This window comes from Methylovulum miyakonense HT12 (assembly GCF_000384075.1).
GTDB lineage: Bacteria > Pseudomonadota > Gammaproteobacteria > Methylococcales > Methylomonadaceae > Methylovulum > Methylovulum miyakonense.
This window is the reverse complement of the sequence record NZ_KB913025.1, coordinates 391,130-416,340: the sequence shown is the minus strand read 5'-3', so window position 1 is coordinate 416,340 and position 25,211 is coordinate 391,130. Positions and strand designations below refer to the sequence as shown.

General features: G+C 50.9%; 18 protein-coding genes. 10 read left to right on the top strand and 8 right to left on the bottom strand.

Annotated features, from left to right (window positions below; all coding sequences use genetic code 11):
• Positions 1-34 precede the first annotated feature (34 nt).
• From METMI_RS0102065 to petA, 5 genes are all read right to left on the bottom strand, one after another.
• Positions 35-418 (bottom strand): ClpXP protease specificity-enhancing factor, encoded by a 384-nt coding sequence (locus METMI_RS0102065; RefSeq protein ID WP_019864534.1) that lies wholly within the window; start codon positions 416-418, stop codon positions 35-37.
• Complete coding sequence (locus METMI_RS0102060) at positions 415-1,017, bottom strand: glutathione S-transferase N-terminal domain-containing protein (protein ID WP_019864533.1); 603 nt, start codon at positions 1,015-1,017, stop codon at positions 415-417. Before METMI_RS0102060 ends, METMI_RS0102065 begins: the two co-directional genes overlap by 4 nt.
• A 173-nt stretch (positions 1,018-1,190) precedes the next feature.
• A complete protein-coding gene (locus METMI_RS0102055; protein ID WP_019864532.1) occupies positions 1,191-1,907 on the bottom strand; it encodes a cytochrome c1 in 717 nt (238 codons plus the stop codon).
• A 1-nt stretch (position 1,908) separates the two neighbouring features.
• Positions 1,909-3,315, bottom strand: coding sequence for a cytochrome b (locus METMI_RS0102050; protein WP_019864531.1), 1,407 nt, complete (start codon positions 3,313-3,315; stop codon positions 1,909-1,911).
• Positions 3,312-3,911, bottom strand: a complete 600-nt coding sequence (gene petA / locus METMI_RS0102045; protein WP_019864530.1) for a ubiquinol-cytochrome c reductase iron-sulfur subunit — start codon at positions 3,909-3,911, stop codon at positions 3,312-3,314. Before petA ends, METMI_RS0102050 begins: the two co-directional genes overlap by 4 nt.
• A 683-nt stretch (positions 3,912-4,594) precedes the next feature.
• Between petA and METMI_RS0102035 the strand changes: the two genes are divergently transcribed.
• Both METMI_RS0102035 and METMI_RS0102030 read left to right on the top strand, forming a co-directional pair.
• Complete coding sequence (locus METMI_RS0102035; RefSeq protein ID WP_019864528.1) at positions 4,595-6,073, top strand: NarK family nitrate/nitrite MFS transporter; 1,479 nt, start codon at positions 4,595-4,597, stop codon at positions 6,071-6,073.
• A 1-nt stretch (position 6,074) separates the two neighbouring features.
• On the top strand, positions 6,075-7,805 hold the full coding sequence (locus tag METMI_RS0102030; RefSeq protein WP_019864526.1) for a bifunctional protein-serine/threonine kinase/phosphatase: 1,731 nt from the start codon (positions 6,075-6,077) through the stop codon (positions 7,803-7,805).
• A gap of 352 nt (positions 7,806-8,157) precedes the next feature.
• Here METMI_RS0102030 and METMI_RS22950 read toward each other — a convergent pair whose 3' ends face one another.
• The 3 genes from METMI_RS22950 to METMI_RS25210 all read right to left on the bottom strand — a co-directional run bounded on the left by METMI_RS22950 (position 8,158) and on the right by METMI_RS25210 (position 12,533).
• The gene (locus tag METMI_RS22950) at positions 8,158-10,581 is read right to left on the bottom strand and encodes a tetratricopeptide repeat-containing sulfotransferase family protein (RefSeq protein WP_156829749.1); all 2,424 of its coding nucleotides are present in this window, start codon (positions 10,579-10,581) and stop codon (positions 8,158-8,160) included.
• A 25-nt stretch (positions 10,582-10,606) separates the two neighbouring features.
• Positions 10,607-10,927, bottom strand: coding sequence for a hypothetical protein (locus tag METMI_RS26675; protein ID WP_156829748.1), 321 nt, complete (start codon positions 10,925-10,927; stop codon positions 10,607-10,609).
• A 346-nt stretch (positions 10,928-11,273) separates the two neighbouring features.
• The gene (locus METMI_RS25210; protein ID WP_019864524.1) at positions 11,274-12,533 is read right to left on the bottom strand and encodes a calcium-binding protein; all 1,260 of its coding nucleotides are present in this window, start codon (positions 12,531-12,533) and stop codon (positions 11,274-11,276) included.
• 437 nt (positions 12,534-12,970) lie between these two features.
• On the opposite strand from METMI_RS25210, the gene hyfB reads away from it, so the two are divergent.
• The 8 genes from hyfB (at position 12,971) to METMI_RS0101980 (ending at position 25,166) form a co-directional block, all read left to right on the top strand.
• Positions 12,971-15,097 (top strand): hydrogenase 4 subunit B, encoded by a 2,127-nt coding sequence (gene hyfB, locus METMI_RS0102015; RefSeq protein WP_019864523.1) that lies wholly within the window; start codon positions 12,971-12,973, stop codon positions 15,095-15,097.
• Between the two features lie 25 nt (positions 15,098-15,122).
• Complete coding sequence (locus tag METMI_RS0102010) at positions 15,123-16,067, top strand: respiratory chain complex I subunit 1 family protein (protein ID WP_019864522.1); 945 nt, start codon at positions 15,123-15,125, stop codon at positions 16,065-16,067.
• On the top strand, positions 16,067-16,744 hold the full coding sequence (locus tag METMI_RS0102005) for a formate hydrogenlyase (protein ID WP_019864521.1): 678 nt from the start codon (positions 16,067-16,069) through the stop codon (positions 16,742-16,744). Before METMI_RS0102010 ends, METMI_RS0102005 begins: the two co-directional genes overlap by 1 nt.
• Positions 16,741-18,204 carry a hydrogenase 4 subunit F gene (locus METMI_RS0102000; protein WP_019864520.1) on the top strand — a complete coding sequence of 488 codons (1,464 nt, stop codon included), beginning with the start codon at positions 16,741-16,743 and terminating at the stop codon, positions 18,202-18,204. Before METMI_RS0102005 ends, METMI_RS0102000 begins: the two co-directional genes overlap by 4 nt.
• Positions 18,201-19,778, top strand: a complete 1,578-nt coding sequence (locus tag METMI_RS0101995; RefSeq protein WP_019864519.1) for a hydrogenase large subunit — start codon at positions 18,201-18,203, stop codon at positions 19,776-19,778. The genes METMI_RS0102000 and METMI_RS0101995 overlap by 4 nt, the downstream gene beginning before the upstream one ends.
• Before the next feature lie 8 nt (positions 19,779-19,786).
• Positions 19,787-20,296, top strand: coding sequence for an NADH-quinone oxidoreductase subunit B family protein (locus METMI_RS0101990; protein ID WP_019864518.1), 510 nt, complete (start codon positions 19,787-19,789; stop codon positions 20,294-20,296).
• Positions 20,297-20,673: 377 nt separating this feature from the next.
• Positions 20,674-23,256: a YbcC family protein gene (locus tag METMI_RS0101985; RefSeq protein ID WP_019864517.1), complete on the top strand. Its 2,583-nt coding sequence runs from the start codon at positions 20,674-20,676 to the stop codon at positions 23,254-23,256.
• The gene (locus tag METMI_RS0101980) at positions 23,253-25,166 is read left to right on the top strand and encodes a proton-conducting transporter transmembrane domain-containing protein (RefSeq protein ID WP_019864516.1); all 1,914 of its coding nucleotides are present in this window, start codon (positions 23,253-23,255) and stop codon (positions 25,164-25,166) included. The genes METMI_RS0101985 and METMI_RS0101980 overlap by 4 nt, the downstream gene beginning before the upstream one ends.
• Positions 25,167-25,211: the final 45 nt, after the last annotated feature.

Below are 25,211 nucleotides of genomic sequence, written 5' to 3'. Positions count from 1 at the left end.
GTTATGTCCCTAATTGGGACATGACCTTCCCGGGCTATTTGACTATGCGCAAATTGGGCCTGGTGGGGGGCTTCTTTTCGGGAGGCGGCTCCCCCCCGGCATCTTGGTATTCTTCTTGGTCAAAGCCCATCCCTTTGTTGTTTTCCTTGGCATAAATGGCCAATACGGCGGCGATAGGCACAATGATATGCATGGGCTTGCCGCTGAAACGGGCGTTAAAGTGGATTTCTTCATTGCCTAAAGATAAGGCTTCAATCGCTTGCGGCCTGATGTTCAGGACAATTTTGCCGTCATTAACAAACTGCTGCGGAAGCACGGCATCATTGTGCAATGCATCGACGAGCAAATGGGGGGTCAGGTTATTGTCAATGATCCATTCATAAATGGAGCGGATCAAATAGGGCTTTAACGGTGTCATTTAAGCTCTACCATTTCTTTTTCGGCATCGCTTAAACTGCGTTTAAAGGCGGCCCGTTTGAAAATACGCTGTGCATAGTTATTGATGATTTCATTTTGGGTGGTCACATCAATACCGACGCTGGGGAGACGCCACAATAAGGGCGCGATGACACAGTCAATCAATGAAAACTCGTCGCTCATGAAATAAGGCCGGGCGGCAAAAACAGGTGTCGCTGCAAGCAGGCTTTCACGCAACAGTTTTTTGGCGCGTGCAGATTTTTTCTCGCCTGACGAAGAGATCTCTTCCAACAATTGGTACCAATCCTGGTCGATACGTTTGATCACCATCCTCGCCGTCGCACGGGATACGGGATCCATCTGATGTAATGGCGGGTGCGGGAAGCGTTCGTCCAGGTATTCCATGATGATCCGGGAATCGTATAAAACCAATTCGCGTTCTATTAAGGTGGGCGAAGTGCCAGTTGGGTTTAATTCCAGTAAATCTTCAGGTGGGTTTTCCGGATCATAAAATTCTATGTCAGCGGTGATCGCTTTTTCGTGTAAGACAAAGCGGGCGCAGTGGCTCATCGGGCAGGTGGCGGATGAAAAAAGCGTCATTACGGATTTACGGGTAATAATATTTGCCACAGATAACAACCTCTTTGACGTATGTAGGGCGGAAAAAAAGGCCATTATAGCATGAAGCGTAAAGCTTTTTGTGGGTTCTGTCTGATTGTTGACCATAAGAAAACATCCTTGTTTTCTTATGCGTTTAGGATAGGAAGTTAGGGTTAATGGACATCCTTCCAATATTCTTTTTTCAGCAAATAGCCTATCACAAAGAAAACCAGCAAGAAAAACAGCACGTATTTGCCCATTTGCTGCCTTTCCAATTGCACGGGCTCGCCTACATAAACCAAAAAATTCACCAAATCATTGGCCATGATGTCAAATTCTTTTTCTGTCAAGGTGCCGGGTTCGTGTTGGACTAGCTCGATGTATTCACCGTAAATGGTTTTCCTAGGCACGGCATGTTGTTCGCCCTGTAGCTCCCAGAATGGGTTTGGCATCGCCGTGTCCTGAAATACCAGGTTGTTGACACCGAAAGGCCGTTTCGGGTCGATGTAATAACTTTTTAAATAGCTATATAGCCAGTCTTGGCCGCGTGAACGGGCGATCAACGATAAATCAGGCGGCTGGGTGCCAAACCATTTTTCGGCGTCGTGCTTGTTCATGGCGCTGTGGATCTGGTCATAAATGCCCGCGCCCAGTGGGGCGATGTCATTTAGGATCACTTTTTCGTCCACTTCCATATCTTTGGCAATACGCAAATAGCGCATGTGTTTGATGGAATGGCAGCCTAGGCAATGGGTGACAAAATGTTTGGCTCCGCGCAGCAAAGAGATTTTGTCGCCAAGGTCAATATCGGCGTCATCAAGTTTGACGCCCTCTGAGGCGTTAGCCGTTAGTGACAGCAGTAATAATGATAAGGTTAGGAAATTTTTCATATTAGTCGAGGCTCTCTACCAGTTTTTTTGCAAAGCGGGCTAGGACATGGCGTATACCAGTAGGGTTAGGCCGTCTACTGAAGAAAGAGCTTCTGAACACGCCGTGTTCAGGCTCACCTGTCGTCGGCAACAATTCGGTGATTTCTTCGAATAATGCAGGCAATTGTTCATCAATGGAATGATGTTCGGTGACGCGTGTCGGCACGGGTTTGGTTTTTTCCCAGCGGGTATAAATCGGCATCAATATAAAGAAGCCAAAGTAAATGACGGTGAAAATCCGCGCGACGATAGTTGCGGACGGTGTTGCCGGTTGGGTGCCCAAATAGCCTAAGACCAGGAAACTGAGCGCAAACATGAACAGGGCCTTTTTATAAACGCCGCCACGGTAACGGATGGACTTGACCGGATTGCGGTCTAGCCATGGCAGTAAAAATAAGACCACAATGGCTCCGCCCATGCCGATAACCCCGGCAAATTTATCAGGAATTGCCCGTAAGATTGCGTAAAACGGGGTGAAATACCAAACAGGGGCGATATGTTCAGGGGTTTTTAACGGGTCGGCCGGGATGAAATTTGCGTGTTCGAGGAAATAACCGCCCATTTCCGGCATGTAAAAAATGATTGTCGCAAAAAAGATCATGAACACGCCCACCCCGGCAATGTCTTTGACAGTGTAATAGGGGTGGAACGGGATACCATCTAAAGGGATGCCGTCAGTGTCTTTATATTTTTTGATGTCAACCCCGTCAGGGTTGTTGGAACCGACTTCGTGCAAAGCCACGATATGCAGGAACACCAGCATCACCAACACCAGAGGCACGGAAATGACGTGGAAAGCAAAGAAACGGTTTAATGTCGCATCGGACACGACATAATCGCCGCGCACCCACAAGGACAATTCGTCGCCAATCACCGGAATCGCGCTGAACAGCGAGATGATGACCTGTGCGCCCCAGTAAGACATTTGTCCCCAAGGCAACAAATAGCCCATGAAGGCTTCCGCCATCAGCGCGACAAACAGCAGCATGCCGAAAATCCACACCAATTCACGGGGCTGTTTGAACGAGCCATAGAGCAAGCCCCGGAACATGTGCAGGTAAATGACAATAAAAAACGCTGAGGCGCCCGTCGAGTGCATGTAGCGGACCAGCCAGCCCCAATGGACATCACGCATGATGTATTCCACCGAGTCAAACGCCAATTTGGCGTCCGGCTTATAGTTCATGGTCAATAAAATGCCGGTGACAAATTGGTTGGCCAGCACCAATAAAGCCAGCGAGCCAAAAAAGTACCAGAAGTTGAAGTTTTTTGGCGCGTAATAATGCGCCATGTGGTCGTTCCACAATTTAGTGAGGGGGAAACGGTCTAAAACCCAGTTGCCAGATGAAGTGAACCAGTTAGTTTTCATGCGCTTTTTCCTTCTGCCTGTTCGCCGATGATGATTTGCGTGTCGTTTACATAACGGTAAGGCGGGATTTCCAAGTTGGTTGGTGCAGGCACACCTTGGAAAACCCGACCCGCCAAATCAAACCAAGAACCATGGCAAGGGCAGAAAAAGCCGCCTTTCCAGTTATCGCCCAAATCACTCGGTGCAATTTCTGGACGGAAGGTAGGCGAACAACCTAAGTGCGTGCATAAGCCCACCGCAACAAAAATTTCCGGTTTAATAGAACGTCCTGGATTTTTGCTGGAGTCGGGCTGTATTGATTGGGAGGAGTTCGGGTCCCTAAGCTGGGAGTCTAGTGTTTTAAGTGTCGCCAGGACTTCCGTCGTACGGTTCAGGATCCAAACCGGTTTACCGCGCCATGCAACCCTGATCAATTGGCCCGGTTCCATTTTGCTAATATCAACGGTAACAGGTGCGCCAGCTGCCATGGCTTTAACACTCGGCTGCATTTGCGCTAAAAAAGGCACCGCTATAAAGCCAGTGCCAACCGCGCCAACCACGGTTAAGGCCGAGGTTAAAAACTGGCGCTTAGAATTATCGACGCCTTCATTTATCATCACGAAACTCTCCTCATTATTGTCTGTGCTTCAACGCACTTTATTATATCGGCGCCAATATACCACCAGAGCCTAGTGGATTTGAAGAGCTTATGTGAATTGTTTGGTGGGGCCGGGGATTTCATTCGCATTCGTTGGATAATGGTACAAGGGAAAATTACCCCCTGGTATTGTTTCGACCCTTAGAACGTGTTTTAAAAGCGTCGCGGGGGTTGCAGGAGCGGTTGCCGAGGTGCACGGGGCGCAGGAACTGAGTGTACTGGGCTACATGAGGAAGCGGACACCGCGCAACGCCACAATCGGGCCGCGTGGCAGCTTTTAAAGCACGTTCTTAGATGGGTAAAGGCGGATGCAAAATGGCACCAATATGGGATAATGCTGCACCAAATTAAGGCATTGGTTAATGCGGGGTTGTCCTGGCAACGCCTATTCAGGTTGGCGAAATACTATAAAATCAATGGCAGGCTGATAAAACACGGCAGCTATCCAATTCAGGCACAGCTATTGCTTATCCGATTCTAACTCCAAAGCGGGGTTCATCATCACGGTTCAAGGCCGAACCTATCAGACAACGGTGTCTTTTCACATAAGCGTATTATGTGCAAAGGGCGCCGTTTTTTTTTTGCCGAAAAACGTGTCGCGATAAGCCGCCATACTTAAAACATATTGACTGGATAGTTATCATGCCCTCAACCAAACTGAACCTATTGTCTTTTTCAGGAAAAATAAAAATTTTGCACATGACGTGGCTGGCGTTTTTCATCAGCTTTGTGGTTTGGTTTAACCATGCCCCGCTGATGCTCGTCATTGCCCAAACTTTAGGTCTGGATCAGGCGCAAATCAAAACCATCCTGATCTTAAATGTCGCCCTGACCATTCCGGCGCGTATCGTGATTGGCATGCTGGTCGATAAATTCGGCCCCAAGCGGACTTATTCGACGTTGCTCGCGGCGGGCAGTGTGCCGTGTTTTATGTTCGCGTTCGCCAGCAGTTTTGAACAACTGGCGCTGGCGCGGTTTTTACTGGGCTTTATTGGCGCGGGTTTTGTCATCGGCATCCGCATGGTCGGCGAATGGTTCCCTGCCAAACAAGTCGGTATTGCCGAAGGCATTTATGGTGGCTGGGGTAATTTTGGCTCGGCTGCGGCGGCAGGCGTGTTGCCCGTGTTGGCCTTGTGCTTTGGTGGGGCGGAAGGCTGGCGCTATGCGGTGGCGGCCACGGGTGTGGTTGCTTTGGTTTACGCGGGCATTTATTTTTTCAGCGTGTCCGACACGCCCAAAGGTTCGACCTATTTCAAACCTAAAAAAGCGGGGGCGATGGAAATCACCAGCCGTGGCGATATGTATTTCTACATGCTGATGACCTTGCCCTTGTACGTGGCCATGACCTTGTTGACGTGGAAACTGTCCACAGGTGCGACCGCGCTGTTGTCCATGCCGGCCGCGCTGGCCATTTATGCCGTGGTTTGGGTGTTTTTTATCCTGAACATCAATAAAATTGTCCACGTCAATAAGGAAGGGCTTAAGCAAGGCGTAGAAGAAATCCACCGCTACAAATTCAAACAAGTCGCCATTTTGGACTTGGCCTATTTCATCACCTTTGGTTCGGAGCTGGCGGTGGTGTCGATGTTGCCCATGTATTTTTTCGAGACTTTCCATGTGTCACAGGGCGTCACTACTGTCGAAGCCGGGTTGTTGGGCGGCAGTTTCGCGTTTATCAACTTGGTCGCGCGTCCGGCAGGTGGTTGGCTCAGCGATAAATTCGGGCGTAAATTGTCCTTGAGCATTTTCGTGACGGGTTTGGCGGCGGGCTATTCCGGCATGTCATTGATAACCTCCGATTGGCCGATTCCTCTGGCGGTGGCGTTGACAATGGCGTGTTCGTGCTTTGTTTCCGGCGGTTGCGGGGCGGTTTTTGCCATGGTTCCCTTAATCAAACGCCGTATGACCGGACAAATCGCGGGCATGGTCGGTGCTTACGGCAATGTCGGCGGCGTGTTGTTTTTGACCATTCTGGCCTTTGTGACCCCTGCCCAATTTTTTGTCATCATCGCCGCGGTCGCTGCGGTCGTCTTGCTCGCCGTGCAGTTTATTGACGAACCCAAAGGCCACATGGCGGAAGTGCAGGAAGACGGTACGGTGGAAATGATTGAGCTAAGTTGACATGGATGCGCCCATAAAACCGGAACTTGCCGTCGACATCGGTTCCGCCAGCGATCCAGGCATCAAAGCCGATAACGAAGACTGTTTCGGCGCCTTTATCCCTGACGGCGACCAGCTGGATTATAAAGGCATCGCGGTCGCCATTGCCGATGGCATGAGCGGTAGCGATGCGGGCAAGCAGGCCAGCCATTGCTGTGTGGTCAGTTTTTTAAGCGATTATTACAGCACGCCTGATTCCTGGTCGGTCAAACAGGCAGGGCAGAAAATCCTTTCGGCGACCAACTCATGGTTATACAGCCAAGGCCAGGAGCGTTACCAATCGGCTAAAGGCATGGTCAGCACCTTGAGCATCCTGGTGCTGAAATCCACTACCGCCCATATTTTCCACATCGGCGATTCGCGGGTTTACCGTTTGCGCAAAGGCGATTTGGAGCAGGTCACCCGTGACCACCGGGTCTGGTTGGCAAATGATAAAAATTATCTGAACCGCGCGATGGGCATAGAGCCGCGTTTGGAAGTGGATTACAAATCCTTGCCTTTGGCTGTCGGCGATGTGTTTATGCTGACCACCGATGGCGTACATGATTTTATTGATGAGAAAAACCTGAAAAAGCTGTTGCAAGAGGGTGATGATTTAGACTGGATTGCCGGGCAAATTGTGCGGCAGGCCATGGCGAACCACAGCGATGACAACCTCACGTGCCAAATTGTCCGCATTGCCGCATTGCCCGAAGCTAAAGAAGATGAAATCCTTCGCCGCCATGCCAACCTGCCGTTTCCGCCGCCCCTGGAAGCGGGCATGGTGTTGGACGGCTACCGTATCGAAGCGGAACTGCACGCCAGTAAACGCACACAGATTTACCGGGCATTGGACACACGTACTAACACGCCCGTGGTGTTAAAAACCCCGTCAATACTTTATGACGATGACACCCGCTACATCGAGCATTTCCTGCATGAAGAATGGGCTGGCAAACGCATAACACACGAACATGTGTTGAAGGTTCTCGGCAGCGATAGGGCAAAAAGTTGCATTTACTATGTCACCGAATATTTGCAGGGGCGCACGTTACGGCAATGGATGACGGACAACCCACAACCCGATATCAAAACCGTGGGCAATATTGTCGGGCAAATCGCCAAAGGCTTACGTGCATTCCATCGCATGGAAATGCTGCATCAAGATTTAAAGCCTGAAAACGTTATGTTTGCGGACGGCGGCATAGTAAAAATCATTGATTTTGGTTCGGTGAAAATCGCAGGCATTGCCGAATTGGCCCCGTTGGAAGACCCGGACGATGTGTTGGGCACGCTGAATTACAGTGCGCCCGAATATCACACCGGACAACGGGCGACCGTAAAATCCGATCTCTATTCGCTGGCGGTCATCACCTATGAAATGATAAACGGCGCGTTGCCTTACGGGCAGATGCCGGAAAAACCCGATAAGCATGCCTTGGCAAAAATGGTGTATGTGCCCAGTTTCCATCACAACGAGATGGTCCCTACTTGGATAGACGGCGCGTTAAGAAAAGCCACGGCGCTGAATCCGCAGTTGCGCTATGATGATTTGTCCGAATTTCTCTATGACCTTAGCCATCCCAATCCGGCCTTCTTAAATGCCCGGCAGAACCTTCCGTTGATAGAGCGCAATCCCTTGATGTTTTGGAAAGGGTTGTCATTGCTGTTGCTGCTCGCCAATCTGGTGTTGCTATATTTTGTTGGGAAATAGGCAGAGGGATGTATGGACGCTTGGTGGCGGCCATCCAAGCCATGGCGGGATGGAGGTTTTTAGGGCGGGACGGGGCTTGAGCCAATGCGGTTAAGTTAAGGATTTTTCCGTTCGCCCTGAGCCTGTCGAAGGGAGAATGGAAAAATCCGTCCCCCTAAGTCAAGCCATTCATGCTTCGACAAGCTCAGCACGAACGGCTTAACTTAACGGCATTGGACTTGTAGCCCCGTCCTACTGTTTCAACAGGCTTATTGGCAATTGAAACGTTACGGAACGGGTAACAAACCCGTTCCGGCTTATGCTTCAGGCACATTCCTTGTGTCTTTGATGTTGGCGATCCCGCCATGACGGTTTACTTTCCAGCTGCCGTGAATGGCTCTAACGGGTGTTGTCCGTTTTGCAAGGTTTGTACCGCTTGCAAATTTTTCAATTGCTGGCTTTTTTCTTGCGCCGCATCCGCTTCGTCCGCCATGCCCAGCACCCTGTAAACGGCACTGATATTTTGGAACCACGCCGCATGGCGCGGTTGTTGGGCAATTGCTTGTTGTAGCAAGGGCAGGGCGGTGTGTGCTTGGCCTTGCTTAAAGCGGGTGATGCCCAGCATGTGCAAGGCCGCGGCGTGTTGGGGATGTTGTTGCACTATCGTGCTGAATATTTCCCCTGCGGGTTCCAATTCCCCAGCTTGCAAACACGCCATGCCTTGAAAGAAATAGCCCGCAGGTAAAGTTTCCAAGGGCTCTAAGGGGCCGGCCAATGGCGGGGCGCTTAAAATTTCTTCTAAAGGCTGTAAAAAATCGGCATATCGCCGCCATTTTTCGGTGGAGGTGCGATAAATGGGTTGCCGCACTTGCCAGACGCTGGCGGTTTTGACGGCGCGTTCCAAGTTTTGGAAATCTAATACCGAATCAGTCCAAGCCAAGCCTAAATAATCCAGGATCTTACGGGCGGCGGCTTCGGTGCCGGCCACTACGTCTTCATAACGTATGGTCAAGATCGGTTTTGCCAGCACGTTGTCCCAATGCGCCATCAAGCTTTGGTGGTCACGCAATTGTGCGCCGATGTCCTTTAAGTCATAAGCGAAACCCATGCCGCCAAATTTGGCTTGGTAGTCGGTGAAATAATTGGATACGGCGACATCACGCGGTTCGCGCAGCACATGGATGATGGGTGCGTTGGGGAACAATAAACGGATTAAGCCTATGTTTTCAAAGTTATGCGGTAGCTTGTCAACGATATAACGGGCGTTAGGGTCATAGTGGCGCAGCTCTTCCAATACCTCATGGGCAAAATGCCGGGTTTGTCCAGGGGTCAAATCACGCACACAATCGGGATATTGTTGCCCGGAACCGATATGGCGTTCCCAAGCGTTGAGTTTTTGGATCACACGGGACAAAATGGCGATTTCACCCGCGACAAAAATGTCTTTATGTCCGCCCAAGATCTGTTCGACTAAGGTGGTCCCTGAACGCGGCATCCCCAATACAAAAGTGGGTAAGCCGGAAGGGTTGCCGTAGGATTGGGTTTGGGCGAAAAATTCCGGCGTGAAGGTGCGGCGTATCGCTTGGCAATGCCGGGTGTGTTGTTCTGGATTGTAAGCCAGGAACTTGCGGCTGGCGGCATTGGCGGCATTGGCGGCATTGGCGAAGCGGAAGGCTTTGCCGTAATCTTTAAGGTGTTCCCAAGCGGCTGCCAAATCGAACAACAAGCCACTGGAAACCGTGCCTTGCAAGCTAGGCAAATAAGCAATTTTTTCGATATGTGCCAAAATTTCAGGGTCTTCGGGGAAACGCCGTGCATTGATCAAGGCGCCGTAACCCGCCACCGGATGCCGTTCGGCCACCGATTCAAAATGGGCGACCGCTTCGTCAATCCGTCCCCATTGCAGTAACAAATGGCCCAGGCCCAAACTGGCGGGGACATAATCAGGGATCAGCCCCATGGCTTGTTGGTAATAGCTTTCCGCTAGGTTTTGTCCACTGGTGACGCTGGCAATGGCAACTAAAGCTTCGGCGCGTTGCAGGCCCGTTGTGATTTCGGTTAGTGCCAGGGCTTTTTCGGCGGCGGCTAGTGCGCCGCGTTCGTCGAAATGTTTGTTTCCCAGTTGCGCGAGTTGCGCCCATAACGAAGCGTTTTCCGGTTCGATTTTGATCGCCGCTTGTATGTAACGCACGGTTTCGCCGTAATGGCCTTGCACCTTCGCAAGGGTGGCAAGCTGCATCAGCAATCCAATATCGTCCGGGTGTTTGCTTAAGGCTTGCCGTAAGGAATGCGCGGCTTGCGCATGTTTGTCTTGCCCCGCCAGCACCAAGGCCAATAATTTCACGCATTTTAGCTCTTCCAAACCAGCGTCCAGGGCGTGTTGGATGGCGGCTTCTGCATCCTCCCAGCGTTGTAAGGCGACATAAGCGTCCACCTCTACCAGCAACCCTTGTTCCAAATGGCTACCACCCAAATTTTGCGCTTGTCCGATGTGTTGCAAGGCCTTGTCGTTTTCAGCCAGGGATAGGGCGCAACGGGCGATGTTGATGTGCATCGCGGCTTGTTGCGGTTCGGGGCTTTGTGGCAATGCGGTTTGCAAATCGCTTTGTGCTTCGGTAAAACGGCCTAGCTGCATCAACACCAGGCCGCGCCGGGCTAGTGCCAAGTAAAAACCGGGCTGTTGGTTTAAGGCTTGGTTCAAAGCCTGGAGGGCGGGGAGAGGTTCTTTTAGGAGCAGATGGATGGCGGCCATGTCGGTTAGGGTTTGCGCATCAAATCCGCTTGTTTGTGTTTGCAAGAGTTGCAAACACGCACGGCCTTGTTCAAAGTCCTGTTGTTGGCAATGCAACACGCCCTGCAAGGCTAACAATGCGGGATAATGGGGATGTTTTGATTGCGCTTGTTGGCATAAAGCTGTGGCTTCCGCTAATGCGCCACGTTGTTGTAGGGTTCTGATGCGGGAGGCTAAGGGGGGGCGGACATGGCTTGCTCGCTGGATAACGAAAACCTGACAGGTTGGGTTGGCAAAAAATTTGTCGTGCTTTAGATGAAAACAAATTGGCTGTCAGGTAACCGATCAGCTGGTCATCGGCTGTGCCACCGCCAAGTATGTTTTTTTGATTATTGCCTTTAATAATTGCCATAAGAACCACCACCTAATAATGTTTTTTGGATTGTTGGGAGGTCTGGTTTTTCGTAATGTAATGAGTAGCTAAACTGGATAACAGGCTGCAACTGCAATTTCATAGTAGCAAACATCTGTCTTAAAATTAACGGTCATCATAAAAATCCTAGTGCTGGAACCGGGTTTGTAACCCGTTCCGTAACGTTTTTAGTGCCTATTAGGTAGCTCAAAACGTTACGGATGGGGTCGCCTAATGCGCCTACTGTTGGTTCAAACCCCATCCTGCGTTAATCTGTACAACGTTAAAATATAAGTTATTGATATTTTATTGATTTTATATACGCTTGCCCTGTTATTTTTGTTGTTTAGACAAACACAAATTGGCTACTGGTCAGGCCTGTAAGGTTCACGGTATGCGTCGGGGTGCCACCCGTGCTGCTATTTGGGAAGGTGGTTTTTGAAACGAGCTTGGCAGAGGCTGCGCCTACTTTCCAGGAAACATAATCCTCCTTGAAAGTCTTATGGGAATTGAAATAATGTTCTTCATGGATATAAAAAGTGGTGAATGATTGATTGATAGCCGTGCCTAGTGCTAAAGCCCCATCATGTTGGGCGATAACCAGCTTGTCTTCCAAACCAAAGCCGCTCAGGTCAATTTTAGCCAAACCCCAGTCTTCATAGCGTTTGCCACCAAAATCAATGGTGATGGTTTGGACGCCGTCATCAAACACGCCACTGGCTGCCGCCGCTGTCGTGGTGTCCGAAATGGTGAACGCGTCATAATGGATGTTGATGTTGCCTATCGCCGGATTGACCCGTAGGGTGGCGCCGTCTTTGGTGAAGGTTTGGTAGCCGTTTATGACCCCCAGGTCAGTCCAGCCAGTGTCCATGACCAAAGTGTTTTCACCTTTGGCCTCGAAAACCAGGGTGTCAGTGGAATTGCTCAAATCCTTAACGCTTTGGGCGGTCACTTTTAAGGTGCTGTTGCTGTCGTCGGCAAATTTGATGGTTTCGATGTTTTTTATTGCGGACTTATTTAATTCGATAGTTTGGTTGCCACCTAAAACTTCTAAAGTATCCCTACCTAAGTTGCCGTTGAGCACATCCCCATCAAATTCTTTGATTATTAAGGTGTCGTTTCCGCCGCCACCGTTTAAAGTGTCCACACCTGACTTACCATCCAAGATGTCGTCACTCGCATCACCATTTAAGACATTATTGGCATTGTTGCCTATAATCGTATTGGCCAAGGTATTTCCAGTGCCATTAATGGCTGCCGTACCGGTCAATATCAGTTTTTCTAGGTTTGCCCCTAGCGTCCAATTGATTGAAGATCTGACCGTGTCAGTGCCGCCAGTTGACAGTTCGGCGATGGCATCATTTTGATTGTCAACGATGTAGATGTCGTTACCGGAACCACCGTCCATTTTGTCGGCATCCTTTCCGCCGTCCAAAAGATCGTTGCCATCACTACCGTTTAGGGTATCGGCGCCACGTCCACCGAACAGTTGGTCATTGCCTGCCCCCCCATTCAGTACATCATTGTCACCGTATCCATAAAGGATGTCATTGCCAGCACCGCCATTGAGCGTATTTTTTTGATAATTGCCTTTCAGGATTGCCATGATAACCACCACTTATAATTGTTTGAATGTGTTGTTATTTTTAGTTACGGCTTATCCGTAACTGCTTGATTTTATCATGTTAAATGCCCATGGGTTATGGAATTATAGGCCGGTTGAAATGAACCGCTGGGTGGGCCAATGCCACCAATGGCAATTGTCATATAAAATAAATGGTATTTAAATTAGCAAGTTAATTTCGGGTATGTATTATGCTTGCTTTAATCTGGAGTAATCCCGCGTTACTTTGCAGTTTCCATGCGATGGCGGCCACTTATCAAAATGTATATCGCTAGGGGCGAATCAAAGGTTTTGTGGTTTGTTGGCTAAAACATCCCGATGGTAACGGCAAAGGCGGGGATAGCCATACCCTGAAACCAGCGTAAATGAATCGCGCCACTCAGGCTATTCCTGCAACGACAACATTAAGTGAGAATTTCATGATCCTACTATTAGCTTATGGTGCGGTGCTGTTCAGTTTTGCCTCCGGTTTGCTGGCGTTGATGATGGGCCAGCGGCAGGTTCTGCAGGGGCTTAGCGGGTATTGGTTTAAAACATTTCCGGATAGCCATCAATATGGCCAGTCCGTGCTTGAGGGCAGCTTGCAGGAAGCGCGTTACCCGGACACGCTTCGGCAAGCGGTGTTCGGGTTATTGGGGCTGTCCGGCATGTTTGCTGTCCTGGCCGGTTTGGGTGTGATGGTTGGTAAAGAAGCTTTTATTGACCAAATCAGTTTAGGCTTGCCTTGGTTGCCTTGGCATGTCCGTTTTGACAGTTTGTCCGGGTTCTTCTATTTGATTATCGGTATTGGCGTGGGGGCGGTCAGCCTTTATGGCCCAGGCTATGTCCGTGCTTATGACGAAAGCCAACATCCTTTTGCGGCCTTGGGCTTGTTTACCGGGCTGTTTGTTTCTGGGATGTTGTTGGTGTTGTTGGCCGATGACGCCTTTTTCTTCATGATTGCCTGGGAATTGATGTCGGTCGCCAGTTACTTCCTGGTGGCGTTCCAGCATGAAAACCCGGCCAATCGCCGCGCCGCCTTCCTGTATTTGTTGATGGCGGAAGTCGGTGCCTTGGCCATTATTTTGGCTTTTGGCGTGCTGGCGAGTTTTTCTGACGGCTTTACGTTTGATGCTTTGCGGGAGGCAAAATTATCAAGCACCTGGGCCAGTATCGCTTTTGTGCTCGCCTTGCTGGGGTTTGGCATGAAGGCCGGGGTCGTTCCTATCCACGTTTGGTTGCCGGAGGCGCATCCGGTGGCGCCCTCGCATATTTCCGCACTGATGAGCGGCGTGATGCTAAAAGTCGCGCTCTATGGGTTGATCCGCTTTTGTTATGATTTGATCGGCGATGTCCATTGGCAATGGGGGGTGGTGCTATTGGTTGTCGGCACGGTTTCTGCGCTGGGCGGTATTTTGTATGCGTTGATGCAAACCAATTTAAAACGGCTGTTAGCGTACAGTTCCGTTGAAAATATCGGCATTATTTTTATGGTGCTGGGTTTGTCGATGATTTTTATGGATAACGGCCAGCCGCAACTGGCGGCCTTGGGCTTTTTGGCGGCGTTGTTCCATGCTTTCAACCATGCCTTGTTCAAGAACTTGTTGTTCCTAGGCGCTGGCATCCTCCAGCATCAAACGCATGAGTTGAACATCGACCTGATGGGCGGTTTGATCAGACGACTGCCACACACTAGCAAGTTATTTTTGGTTGGCTGTATGAGCATTTCGTCCTTGCCTTTGTTTAATGGCTTTGTTTCGGAATGGCTGGCTTTCCAGACCGCATTGCAGGTTGATGTGCTGGATAATGGCGTGTTGCGCAGTTTGATTCCGGTTGCCGCCGCCGCCCTGGCGTTGACGGCGGCGCTGGCGGCGGCGTGTTTTGTCAAGGTGTTCGGCATGATCTTTTTGGGGCAGCCGCGTTCACGCCACTGTGACAATGCCCATGAAGTTAGTGATAAAGGGATGCTGGCCGGCCCCAGCCTGTTGGCGGGATTGTGTTTTTTAATCGGCATTTTTCCTGGCGTGATTATTAGCTTGCTCAACAGCGTTGCCGGCCAACTGCTGGGGCAAACCCTGCCGAATGACTCCGCGCTGGGTTGGTTGTGGCTAGCGCCGGTTTCGGCCAAGCAGGCCTCCTATTCGCCGCCTTTGGTGCTGATAGCCGCCTTGATTGCCGGTTGCATCAGCTTTTGGTATTTGCGGCGTAACCCTGCCACGGTGATGCGCCGGGCGGAGCCTTGGGATTGCGGTTTTGGTGGCTTGACACCGCGTATGCAGTATAGTTGCCATGCGTTTACCATGCCTTTCCGGCGTATTTTTGCCAACGCCTGGATCATTGACGAGCAGGTCGACAAAGACCTGCAAGGCGCCATGAACCAGGATGTGGCAGCTATCCGTTATCAATTGCATATCCAGGACCATAGCTGGCCAAGGCTCTATGAACCGGTTGCACGCGGGGTGGACCGTTTGGCCAGACAGGTGGGGCGTATCCAAACAGGCAATATCCGGACTTATCTCGGTTATTCGTTTGCCACTTTACTATTATTGTTATGGGTGGTCAGCTAATGGCTTCAAAGGCAGGAGAAACCCAATGAACTGGTTGATCGCTATCTTACAAACCTTGCTATTTGTCGTGCTGGCGCCGTTGTTGGCGGGTTGGCTCAAGTGGTGTAAATGCCGCTTGCAAAACCGTAAAGCACCGTCGCTTTTTCAGCCTTACCGGGATTTGATCAAGTTGACCCATAAACAACCGGTTGTTGCCGGGCAGGCCTCGTGGTTATTCGTTATCGCGCCGTACCTGGTGTTTTCGGCAACGGTGCTGGCGGCAACCGTGGTGCCGTTGATTGCGGTTGACCTGCCGACCTCCGCCAGCGCCGATGTCATTGTCATGGTGGGTTTTTTTGCCTTCGCCCGCTTTTTTCTGGCCTTGGCGGGGCTGGATATTGGCACTGCGTTTGGCGGCATGGGCTCATCCAGGGAAATGACCATTTCATCACTGGCGGAACCGGCGATGCTGATGGCTATTTTTACCCTGACCATGACCGCTTCAACGACGAACTTATCGGTCGCCATCAACCATGTGCTCAGTGATGGCCTGATGTTGCGGCCCTCGTTTGTGTTTGCGTTGTTGGCGTTGATACTGGTCGCCATCGCGGAAACCGGGCGCATTCCTGTCGATAACCCCTCCACGCATCTGGAGCTGACTATGATCCATGAAGCGATGATCCTGGAATACAGTGGCCGCCATCTGGCGCTGATTGAATGGGCGAGCCAGCTCAAACTCATGCTCTATGGCGTCTTGATCGCGAATATTTTTTTCCCGTGGGGTATCGCTGAAACCTTCACTGCACAAGCCTTAGGCTACGGCTTGCTGGCGATTATCGGCAAGCTCGCCGTCTTGGCGATATTTCTGGCGATAGCAGAGACCTTGGTTGCAAAAATGCGCTTGTTTCGGGTGCAAGAGTACCTCAGTTTTGCCTATCTGTTAGGGCTGCTGGGTATGTTGAGCCACATCATTTTGGAGGCGTCACGCTAATGGATATTGAACAACAGGATTTTTATACCCAGGCCATTTTATCCTTGGCGGCATTGGTAGGCCTCACCTCGTTTTTGATGTTAGGGCAAGGGCGTTTGTTACGGCTGATTTTTATCTTTGCCATGCAGGGGTTTTTATTGACCTTGACTGCGGCATTGGCGGCCTACAGTTTGGATAATCCCCATCTGTATATTTCGGCGGTGCTGAGCTTGGTGTTAAAGGTTATTTTCATTCCGTGGATGTTGCGGCGTGAAGTCATACAAATGCAAGCCCACCGCGATATCGAAGCGTTGCACAACAAAACCACGGTGATGCTGGGCGGGGCCAGCCTGATGGTGTTCAGTTATTATGTGTTGCATCCTATCGTGCAAACCACCTCGCCAGTCATGTTGAATGCCTTGGCGGTCAGCCTTTCCGTGGTGCTGTTAGGCATGTTGCTGATGATCTCCCATCGCCAGGCCGTCGCCCATGTCGTGGGTTTCATGGCGATAGAAAACGGCCTATTTTTTGCCGCTATCGTCGCCACCAATGGTATGCCGATGGTGGTGGAGTTGGGCGTGGCTTTTGATGTGCTGGTGGCTGCGGTGTTGTTCGGTATTTTTTTCTTTCACATACGCACCAGTATCGATTCGCTGGATGTGGATAGGTTGAACCGCTTGCATGAGGTGGATAAATGATCGCTGCCTATCTGGTTTTATTAATTCCCCTAGTCGGCATTGTGTTTTTTGCGCTGGCCGGACACCAGGCGGATACCGGGAAACTCAATATCCGGTTTAACGCCATCTGCCTGTTGGCAACGGTTTGGCTGGCGATTAACGTGCTGGATCAAGGCACGCTGTTGTCTTCAGGCAAGGCATTTTTGATTGACCCGTTCAATGTCTATTTGATTGTGTTGACGGCGTTTGTCGGGCTCACCACGTCGATTTTTTCCTCGCCTTATATGGCGCATGAAAAGGAATTGGGCAAGCTCACGGATAAGCGCTTAAGGCTTTATTACTCCATGTACCAGGGTTTTATGCTGGCGATGTATTTGGTGCTGACCACCAACAATATGGGGGTCATGTGGGTGGCTATGGAGGGCGCGACCTTGGCCACGGTGCTGCTGGTCAGTTTGTACCGCACCCCTGAATCCATTGAGGCGGCCTGGAAATATTTTATCCTTTGCGGCGTGGGCATTGCCCAAGCCCTGTTCGGCACCATTTTGCTGTATTACGCCGCCGTGCAGGTGGGTGACGTGGAAAACTCCCTGTTGTGGTCGGTGCTTTATGAAAATGCCAGTAAATTGAATCCGGAAATACTTGAAATAGCCTTTGTTTTCATGCTGGTCGGTTATGGCACAAAAATTGGCCTGGTGCCTTTACATAACTGGTTGCCCGATGCCCATTCCGAAGGCCCGACGCCGATGTCGGCGGTGTTGTCAGGGTTATTGTTGAACGATGCCTTATATGCCGTCGTCCGCAATAAGATGCTGGTGGATGGGGCCAGCCATTCCGATATGGCCGGCCATTTGATGATGGGTTTTGGCATGCTGTCGTTTCTAGTGGCCGCGTTTTTTTTACATCGGCAGAAGGATATCAAAAGGTTGTTCAGTTATTCATCCATCGAACACATGGGCATCATGACTTTTGCTTTTGGCATGGGCGGCCCCTTGGCCACTTTTGCGGCATTGCTGCACATGACCGTGCATTCACTGACCAAATCGGCCATTTTTGTGACGGTAGGCCATGCTTCACAAGTTGCCGGAACCCAAAACATGGATAAAATCCGGGGTTTGATAAAAACCCAACCGCGGATTGGTTGGGGGCTATTGATAGGCACGGTCGCCATTGCCGGCTTCCCGCCTTTTGGCGTGTTTACCAGCGAGTTTTTGGTGTTGCTGGCCACGATGCACAGCTATCCTTGGCTGACGCCCCTGCTATTGTTGGGCATTGGCATCGCCTTTGCCGGTTTGTTCAGGCATGTACAACCGATGGTTTACGGCAATCAACCGGAAGGCCAACTACCCGTTAAAGCCAACTTGTGGCCGGTGATGATCCATCTGGGTTTAGTGTTGTGGCTGGGTCTGGCCATTCCTGGCTTTTTAGCCAACTGGTTTTCACAGGCGACCTTGTTAATTTCCGGGAGCACACCGTTATGAGCGCTGCAAACTGGACGGCGGATTTTTTGGGCCAGCTTGCTGCCAACGCTATTACCGTTGAACAAACCAGACTGCCATCGGCAAGCTTGTGGCAAATCGAAAGCCGGTACTGGCAACAGTTTGCCACACTTGCGGTAGGGCAAGATGTGCGTTGGGTCGCCGGATGGGCGGAACACGTTGGAGACCGGTTATTCATCAATGCCTGTTTTGAAAAACAGGGCGTTTATGTGCTGTCAAGGGCTATTGTCAACGCCGCGAAACCGGAACTGCCCTCACAAGCCACGGTTTATCCCGCCGCCAGCCGCAGTGAACGCCACACCCAGGATATGTTTGGTGTCCATTTTACGGGACATCCCGACCATCGGCGCTGGACGCGTCATCAAGCCTGGGCCAAGCACGATTATCCCTTACGCAAGGATTTTCCTGTGCAGGGCGAACCGGAAACCGTCACGCCGCCCGATAAGGATTATCAATTTGTCAAAGCACACGGGGAGGGGGTGTATGAAATTCCCGTCGGGCCTGTCCATGCCGGTATCATTGAGCCCGGGCATTTCCGTTTTCAGGCGGTAGGCGAACTGATTTTAAATCTGGAAGAACGTTTGGGTTATGTCCATAAGGGCATCGAGAAAATCGCCGAAGGCCGGACGCCAGAATCTTTAGCGCGTCTGGCCGGGCGGGTTTCCGGCGACACCACCGTGGGGCATTGCTGGGCGGCTTGCCGGGCCATGGAGCAAGCCGCCGGTATTGAAATCCCCCCCCGCGCGGCTTTGCTACGCGGCATTTTGGCGGAGCGCGAACGGGTCGCCAACCATCTGGGTGATATGGGCGCGATTTGCAACGATGTCGCCTTTATTTTTGCGCACATGCAGTTTAGCCGCTTGCGTGAATTGTGGCTGCGCACCAATGCCGCTGTTTTTGGCCATCGTTTGTTAATGGACAGGATTGTGCCGGGCGGTGTCGTGTGTGATTTATCTGAAGCGGACTGCGCCTTGCTTGAAGGGGAGGCCGTCAAGTTAAGCAAAGAACTGTCAGAAATCATGCCAGCGATAGACCTTAACTCGTCCCTGGAAGACCGGCTATACACGGCGGGTTATTTGTCGCCGGAAACCGCCGCCGCGTTGGGTACCGTGGGTTATGTCGGCCGGGCCAGCGGGCAGGATAAGGATGTCCGCCGCGATGCGCCCTATCCGCCTTATGATCAAGCCAGCTTTAAAGTCGCGTTGGAAGACCAAGGCGATGTCGCCTCAAGGTTCTGGGTAAGGTACAAGGAAATCAATGCGTCATTAAAACTCATCAAGCAATTTATGGCGCAACTTGCGGCGGGCGGCACGCTGGCTGGATGGCGGACGCCACCAGCGGGCAGTGAAGCCTTAAGCATAATTGAAGGTTGGCGCGGGGAAACCATCGCTTATGTCCGCTTCGATGCCGACAATAAAATCGCCCGTTATTATCCACGCGACCCCAGCATCCTGAACTGGCCTGCATTGGAAAAACTGGTGCTCAACAATATCGTGCCGGATTTTCCTGTGTGCAACAAATCCCTGAATGGCTCTTATTCAGGCAACGATTTATAGGAGGCGGTGTGCTACGGCTGTTTAAAAAAATTATCACCACCGGTGTCGTCACTGAGAAGTATAAAGTCCCCAAGGACGATGAACTGGAAAAGCTGGGTATCCAGATCAAACGCCACATCGACCAGAAGTTTTCCGGCAGCCTTGCCATACGGCAGGTCGATGCCGGCTCCTGCAATGGCTGCGAACTGGAAATCCACGCGCTCAATAACCCTTATTATGATATTGAACGTTTTGGCATCCATTTTGTGGCCTCGCCACGCCATGCCGATGTGTTATTGGTGGCCGGTCCGGTGTCGCGGCACATGCAGACGGCATTATTGCGCACTTACGAAGCGACGCCGCATCCCAAATGGGTGGTTGCGGTCGGGGACTGCGCCGCTTGCGGGGGGGAATTCGGGGTTTCTTACGCCAGTTGCGGCGCCGTGTCCAATGTCATACCCGTGGACATGGTCATAGCGGGGTGTCCACCTACGCCGCAGGCGTTAATGAAGGGGCTTTTGGGGCTTATGAAGGGATGAGAACGTTACCTTGTTGCGTGGCCAGTCAGCCCCCACCAGCTATCGAAGGATAGCTCCGAAAACACAAAACTAAGGCGGAGGGCATGTTGCGGCCTTGGTTTTGATGGAAGGCACTGGCCTTGTCCTGTGCCTCCGTGACGGGTTGAAAACTGATTTTTGCCATTACTTTAGGTAACTAACTGATTGCATTAGGTTAATGTATTTTTGTTGTTAAGGCGGGTAATAATGGTTGAAATCAACCGCCGTATGGGCCAATGCCACCAATGGAAATGCTCTGCTAAAATAAATTTCATTTAAATTAATAACTTAATATCAGGCACACATTATGCTTACTGTAAAACCATAGCAATTCCGCTTTACTTTGCAGGTTTCATGCGATGACGGCCACCCATTCCCACATCCATCATGTTTCGCCAACAGGCGAAGTCCCATTCAACCTTGATAACGCGATTGACGCGATTGCCCACTGGTTGCCAACCCAGGGGCCGATTAAGGATTTTATCCATCACAACACTTTGCATGCCGTCCAGCATCACCCGTTCCACAAAGGCGTGGCGATAGCGGCGAAAGTATTTGGTGCGCGTAGCTATTTGCCGTTGGCGGACTACCAGAATTTATACCGCGAGGGGCGGATCAAAGATTTTGCGGTTGATTGGGCGATAGCGCATTCCGACTGTAGCGATAAAGGTGCGGAGGCCTTAAGGGAAAGGCTGTTTATTGCCGATGACACCGTGCATTATCCGCCCGTGTCTTTGGCTAACCATGGTATCCGCAACCGTTGGTTGACGCATGTTGAAGTCGACCTGAATTCGCTGGTGCAGCCGATTATGTTCCGCTTATTGGCGAATTTCTTAGATCAAGGCATTAGCCGTTGGACGATGCCTAAGCCAAATGAAAGTTTCTGGGATTGCATCAGGCGGCTGGCGCAAAATAGCTTTTTGCCCTTATATCCTTTTCATGAGGCCAGCGTCAGGGATTTATTGGATCTTGATCCCGATGCGGTCATATTGACTTGCCTACAAAAAATCGTCGGTACCGAAACCCTTTATGAACAGTATTTGCTGGAAATGTTACTGGCGCATCCTGGTTGGGCGGGTATGGTCCGGCTTATCGAACTTGACCCGAAAATTTTGTTGGAACGCCGCCAAATTTCCTTAAAAGAATTGATTGCCGTAGAGTTAGTTGCGGAACTTGCCACTATACAGAAAAGACGGGGCGGGGATTTTGTTTGTATTGCAAAGTTACCGAACTTAACTGAATTGCCCTTATTGAGCGATTATGAAGAAAAAATCACTACTCCGTTGCATCTGATAGTTTGGCATGAAGCCATGGAATTCTCGCTTCATGCCGAGTTTTTGGCGGCTTTAAAACCCCGTCCCATTGGGGAAGCAGAAAAACCCAAACCGATAGCCCAAGCCTTTTTTTGTATTGATGACCGTGAATGCTCCTTACGCCGGCACTTGGAAGAAACTCATGATGGGATTGAGACTTTCGGGGCGGCCGGTTTTTTTGGCATTGATTTCCTTTACCAAGGTTTTGACGATGCCTATCCGGTGGCCCAGTGCCCGAACATCATTAATCCCAAGCATTTGGTCATGGAGTCGAACTTGGCCGAGGATGTCCCAAAAAACTCGGTGGCGGACAGCTTTTCTGCGTTGCATATCAAACCTCATTCGCTGTTGCGTGGCTGGTTGTTTACCCAGGTTTTGGGTATCGGTTATGCCGCACGGATGATTTGGGAGGTTTTCCGGCCTGGCTCACAGTTACTGAAAATCAAAAAGCTCAGTGAAGTGGATGCACATACCCATTTGCACTTGTTACGCGAAAGCGATGAGCCCACGGAAGACGGGAAAATGCTGGGGTTTTCGTTTACGGAAATGGCCGACAAGATCGAAGGGCTGCTGCGCAATATCGGCCTGACCAAAGATTTCGCGCCTTTAGTCGTGGTTGTGGCGCATGGCTCCAGCAGCACCAATAATCCGCATTTTGCCGCTTATGATTGCGGGGCTTGTTCCGGCAAGCCAGGGGCGCCGAATGCGCGGGCTTTTGCCTGGATGGCGAATCATGGGAATGTGCGTGCCATCCTCAGCGAGCGGGGGATCAGCATTCCGGATCAGACTTATTTTATCCCTGCGCTGCACAACACTAGCCGTGATGAAATCACTTATTTTGACAAGCACTTATTTCCAGAAGCAGCCATCTATAATTTGCCGGCATTCCAGCAAGCCATGCAAGAAGCCCTGGATAAAAATGCCCAGGAACGTTGCCGGTGGTTTGAATTGGGGCCGCAATCTGCGCCCTACGACATAGCGCACGAACATGTCATTTCCAGGGCGACATCAATATTTGAACCGCGTCCTGAGCTGAACCATTCCAACAACCTTTACAGCATTGTCGGCAGGCGTAGCTTGACCGAGGGTTTGTTCCTTGACCGCCGAGCGTTCCTGCATTCCTACAATCCCGATTCCGATCCTGACGGCACGTTGATTGTGAAAATCCTGTCGGCGGTCATTCCGGTGTGTGGCGGCATCAATCTGGAATATCTGTTTTCACGCATTGACAACTCGGTGTATGGCGCCGGGACAAAGCTGCCGCATAACGTCATCGGCTTGCTGGGCGTGGCCAATGGCGTGGAAGGCGATTTGCGCACGGGCTTGCCGTCGCAAATGATTGAAGTCCATGAACCGGCACGATTGCTGATTGTGATAGAACAAACCACAAACATTTTGGACCAGGCGTTCGCCAAACTCGGGGAATTGACCGAGTGGCTGGATAACGGCTGGGTAAGGCTGGTGTCCTGCCATCCGGTCAGCCGCGAGTTGTTTTATTATTTCAGCACCGGCTGGGAAGCCGTGGACTTATCAATGATGGGTGAGGTGCCTGCGGAGGTGTGTTCGGAAGCGATCACTGCCGGGCAAAAAGCCACCATTCCTGTCCATCAATTACGGAGAGCCTCATGAATTTACTGTTATTAACTTGCCAGTTTTTGCCGTTGGTGGGTTTGCTGCTCATTGCGTTGTTGGGCAACAACGAAAAAAGCATAGCCACGATCAGTTTCTGGGCTACCCATGCCATGGGCCTGAGCATCTTGGCGTTGCTGGTGGCTTGGGCCAAGCACGGGTTTTCGGGCTACGAATTTGAATGGTTTACTCTGTATGAACATGGCAGCTACCGCTTCCCTATCCTGTTTTATTTGGATGAAGTGGGTGCGGCTTATCTGTTTGCGATATGGGTCATTTTTTCGATTATCGTGCGCTATTGCCGTAACTACCTGCACCGTGAATCGGGATACAAACGTTTCTTTCTGACCATTTTCGGGTTTGCCTTTGGTTTGAACATGGTCATTTTGTCAGGATCCATCGACATGCTGTTTGCGGGTTGGGAAATTGTCGGCATTTCGTCGTTTTTATTGATCGCCTTTTACCGCCACCGTGTCCAGCCTGTGCGCAATGCCTTAAGGGCCTATACGGTGTATCGGTTTTGCGACATCGGCCTGTTGCTGGGCGCCTGGATGAGCCATTTGTTGTTCCATGAGAGCGACCATTTCAGCCAGTTGGCGGTGTTGTTTGAGCATAGTGCGCCGTCACCCGCCAGTTACCCGGCCTTGTTGCTGATGTCCATGTTGATTTTTATTGCCGCATCGGGAAAATCGGCGCAATTCCCTTTTTGTTTTTGGCTGCCTAGGGCAATGGAAGGCCCGACGCCGTCGAGCGCGATTTTCTACGGGGCGTTGTCCGTGCATTTGGGCGTGTTCTTGTTGCTGCGCACCACGCCGATCTGGAGCTACCATATTTTCACGCGCCTGATTGTGTTTGGTATCGGCCTGTTGACGGTGGTGGTCGCCAGCCTCTCTGAAAAAACCCAATCCAACATCAAAGGCCAGATTGCTTATGCGTCGATCACCCAGGTCGGCATTATGTTTATGGAATTGGCGGCTGGTTTTGAAACTTTGGTGTTGTTCCATTTCTTGGGCAATGCGTTTTTGCGCTGTTACCAATTATTGGTGTCGCCATCCATTGTCGCCCACATGTTGCGGGTGGAAGGGGCGATTGACACCGGCATGGGCTTTAATACCCAAAACATGCAGACCTATTTGCCCGTGTCCATCCGCGACACCTTGCCGGAAGTTTTGCAAAACACCTTGTATGTGTTTGCTTTGCAGGAAGGCAATCTGGAGCGGCTGGTGCGTTCGGTATTATGGACGCCCTTAAAACGGATCGGCGCCACTATCAACACCTGTAAAATCTGGGAAAAATTGCTGGTGGGCGGTGGCGTGTTCGCCGTTTTTGGCTCGCTCATCCATTTTGGCCTTATGTCCATGCATTTTATGGCGATTCCCGTCGCGTTGATGATGGTTTTGTCTTCACTCAGTGCGTTCAGCCAGAAACATAGTTTTCTCTGGGTTTGGAACGCCATCGCCATGAGCTGTTTGTTGGCGGCGGTGGCCGTGTGGTTGCTCCAGCCCATCGCCCGGTTTGATATTTTGTTATTTATGACCGGCATCGTCCCGTCATGGCTGTTGGGCTTGTTGGTGTTAAGCAAACTGCCCGGCAAAAAGCAATTTGCCGATTCGCCCTTTGCCTACCGTGCGATGGCGGAAACCTATCCGGGTTTGGCGATGCTGTTGTTTTTGAGCTTCCTGGGTTTGGTAGGTTTTCCGATTACACCGGCTTTTATCGGTGAAGATTTATTGCTTTACCATGCCAGCACGCAACATGCCTGGATCGCGGCGTTAATCGCCATTTCCTTTGTGATTAACGGGATTGCCGGGGCAAGGGTGTTCCTGCGCTTATGCATGGGCAGGCCTACGGAAGTTTCTGACCATGCTGAAATTACGGCGTTACAGGCGATTTTTAAGTCGAATAAATGATCCGTATTGTAAAGGCGCTGCAAAGCGGCGCCTTTACAACAGGCC

Bases quoted from the DNA above. Each gene is read 5' to 3' on its own strand.
- METMI_RS0102065 (WP_019864534.1), bottom strand. From the start codon at position 418: ATGACACCGTTAAAGCCCTATTTGATCCGCTCCATTTATGAATGGATC.
- METMI_RS0102060 (WP_019864533.1), bottom strand. From the start codon at position 1,017: ATGACGCTTTTTTCATCCGCCACCTGCCCGATGAGCCACTGCGCCCGC.
- METMI_RS0102055 (WP_019864532.1), bottom strand. From the start codon at position 1,907: ATGAAAAATTTCCTAACCTTATCATTATTACTGCTGTCACTAACGGCT.
- METMI_RS0102050 (WP_019864531.1), bottom strand. From the start codon at position 3,315: ATGAAAACTAACTGGTTCACTTCATCTGGCAACTGGGTTTTAGACCGT.
- petA (WP_019864530.1), bottom strand. From the start codon at position 3,911: ATGATAAATGAAGGCGTCGATAATTCTAAGCGCCAGTTTTTAACCTCG.
- METMI_RS0102035 (WP_019864528.1), top strand. From the start codon at position 4,595: ATGCCCTCAACCAAACTGAACCTATTGTCTTTTTCAGGAAAAATAAAA.
- METMI_RS0102030 (WP_019864526.1), top strand. From the start codon at position 6,075: ATGGATGCGCCCATAAAACCGGAACTTGCCGTCGACATCGGTTCCGCC.
- METMI_RS26675 (WP_156829748.1), bottom strand. From the start codon at position 10,927: ATGGCAATTATTAAAGGCAATAATCAAAAAAACATACTTGGCGGTGGC.
- METMI_RS25210 (WP_019864524.1), bottom strand. From the start codon at position 12,533: ATGGCAATCCTGAAAGGCAATTATCAAAAAAATACGCTCAATGGCGGT.
- hyfB (WP_019864523.1), top strand. From the start codon at position 12,971: ATGATCCTACTATTAGCTTATGGTGCGGTGCTGTTCAGTTTTGCCTCC.
- METMI_RS0102010 (WP_019864522.1), top strand. From the start codon at position 15,123: ATGAACTGGTTGATCGCTATCTTACAAACCTTGCTATTTGTCGTGCTG.
- METMI_RS0102005 (WP_019864521.1), top strand. From the start codon at position 16,067: ATGGATATTGAACAACAGGATTTTTATACCCAGGCCATTTTATCCTTG.
- METMI_RS0102000 (WP_019864520.1), top strand. From the start codon at position 16,741: ATGATCGCTGCCTATCTGGTTTTATTAATTCCCCTAGTCGGCATTGTG.
- METMI_RS0101995 (WP_019864519.1), top strand. From the start codon at position 18,201: ATGAGCGCTGCAAACTGGACGGCGGATTTTTTGGGCCAGCTTGCTGCC.
- METMI_RS0101985 (WP_019864517.1), top strand. From the start codon at position 20,674: ATGACGGCCACCCATTCCCACATCCATCATGTTTCGCCAACAGGCGAA.
- METMI_RS0101980 (WP_019864516.1), top strand. From the start codon at position 23,253: ATGAATTTACTGTTATTAACTTGCCAGTTTTTGCCGTTGGTGGGTTTG.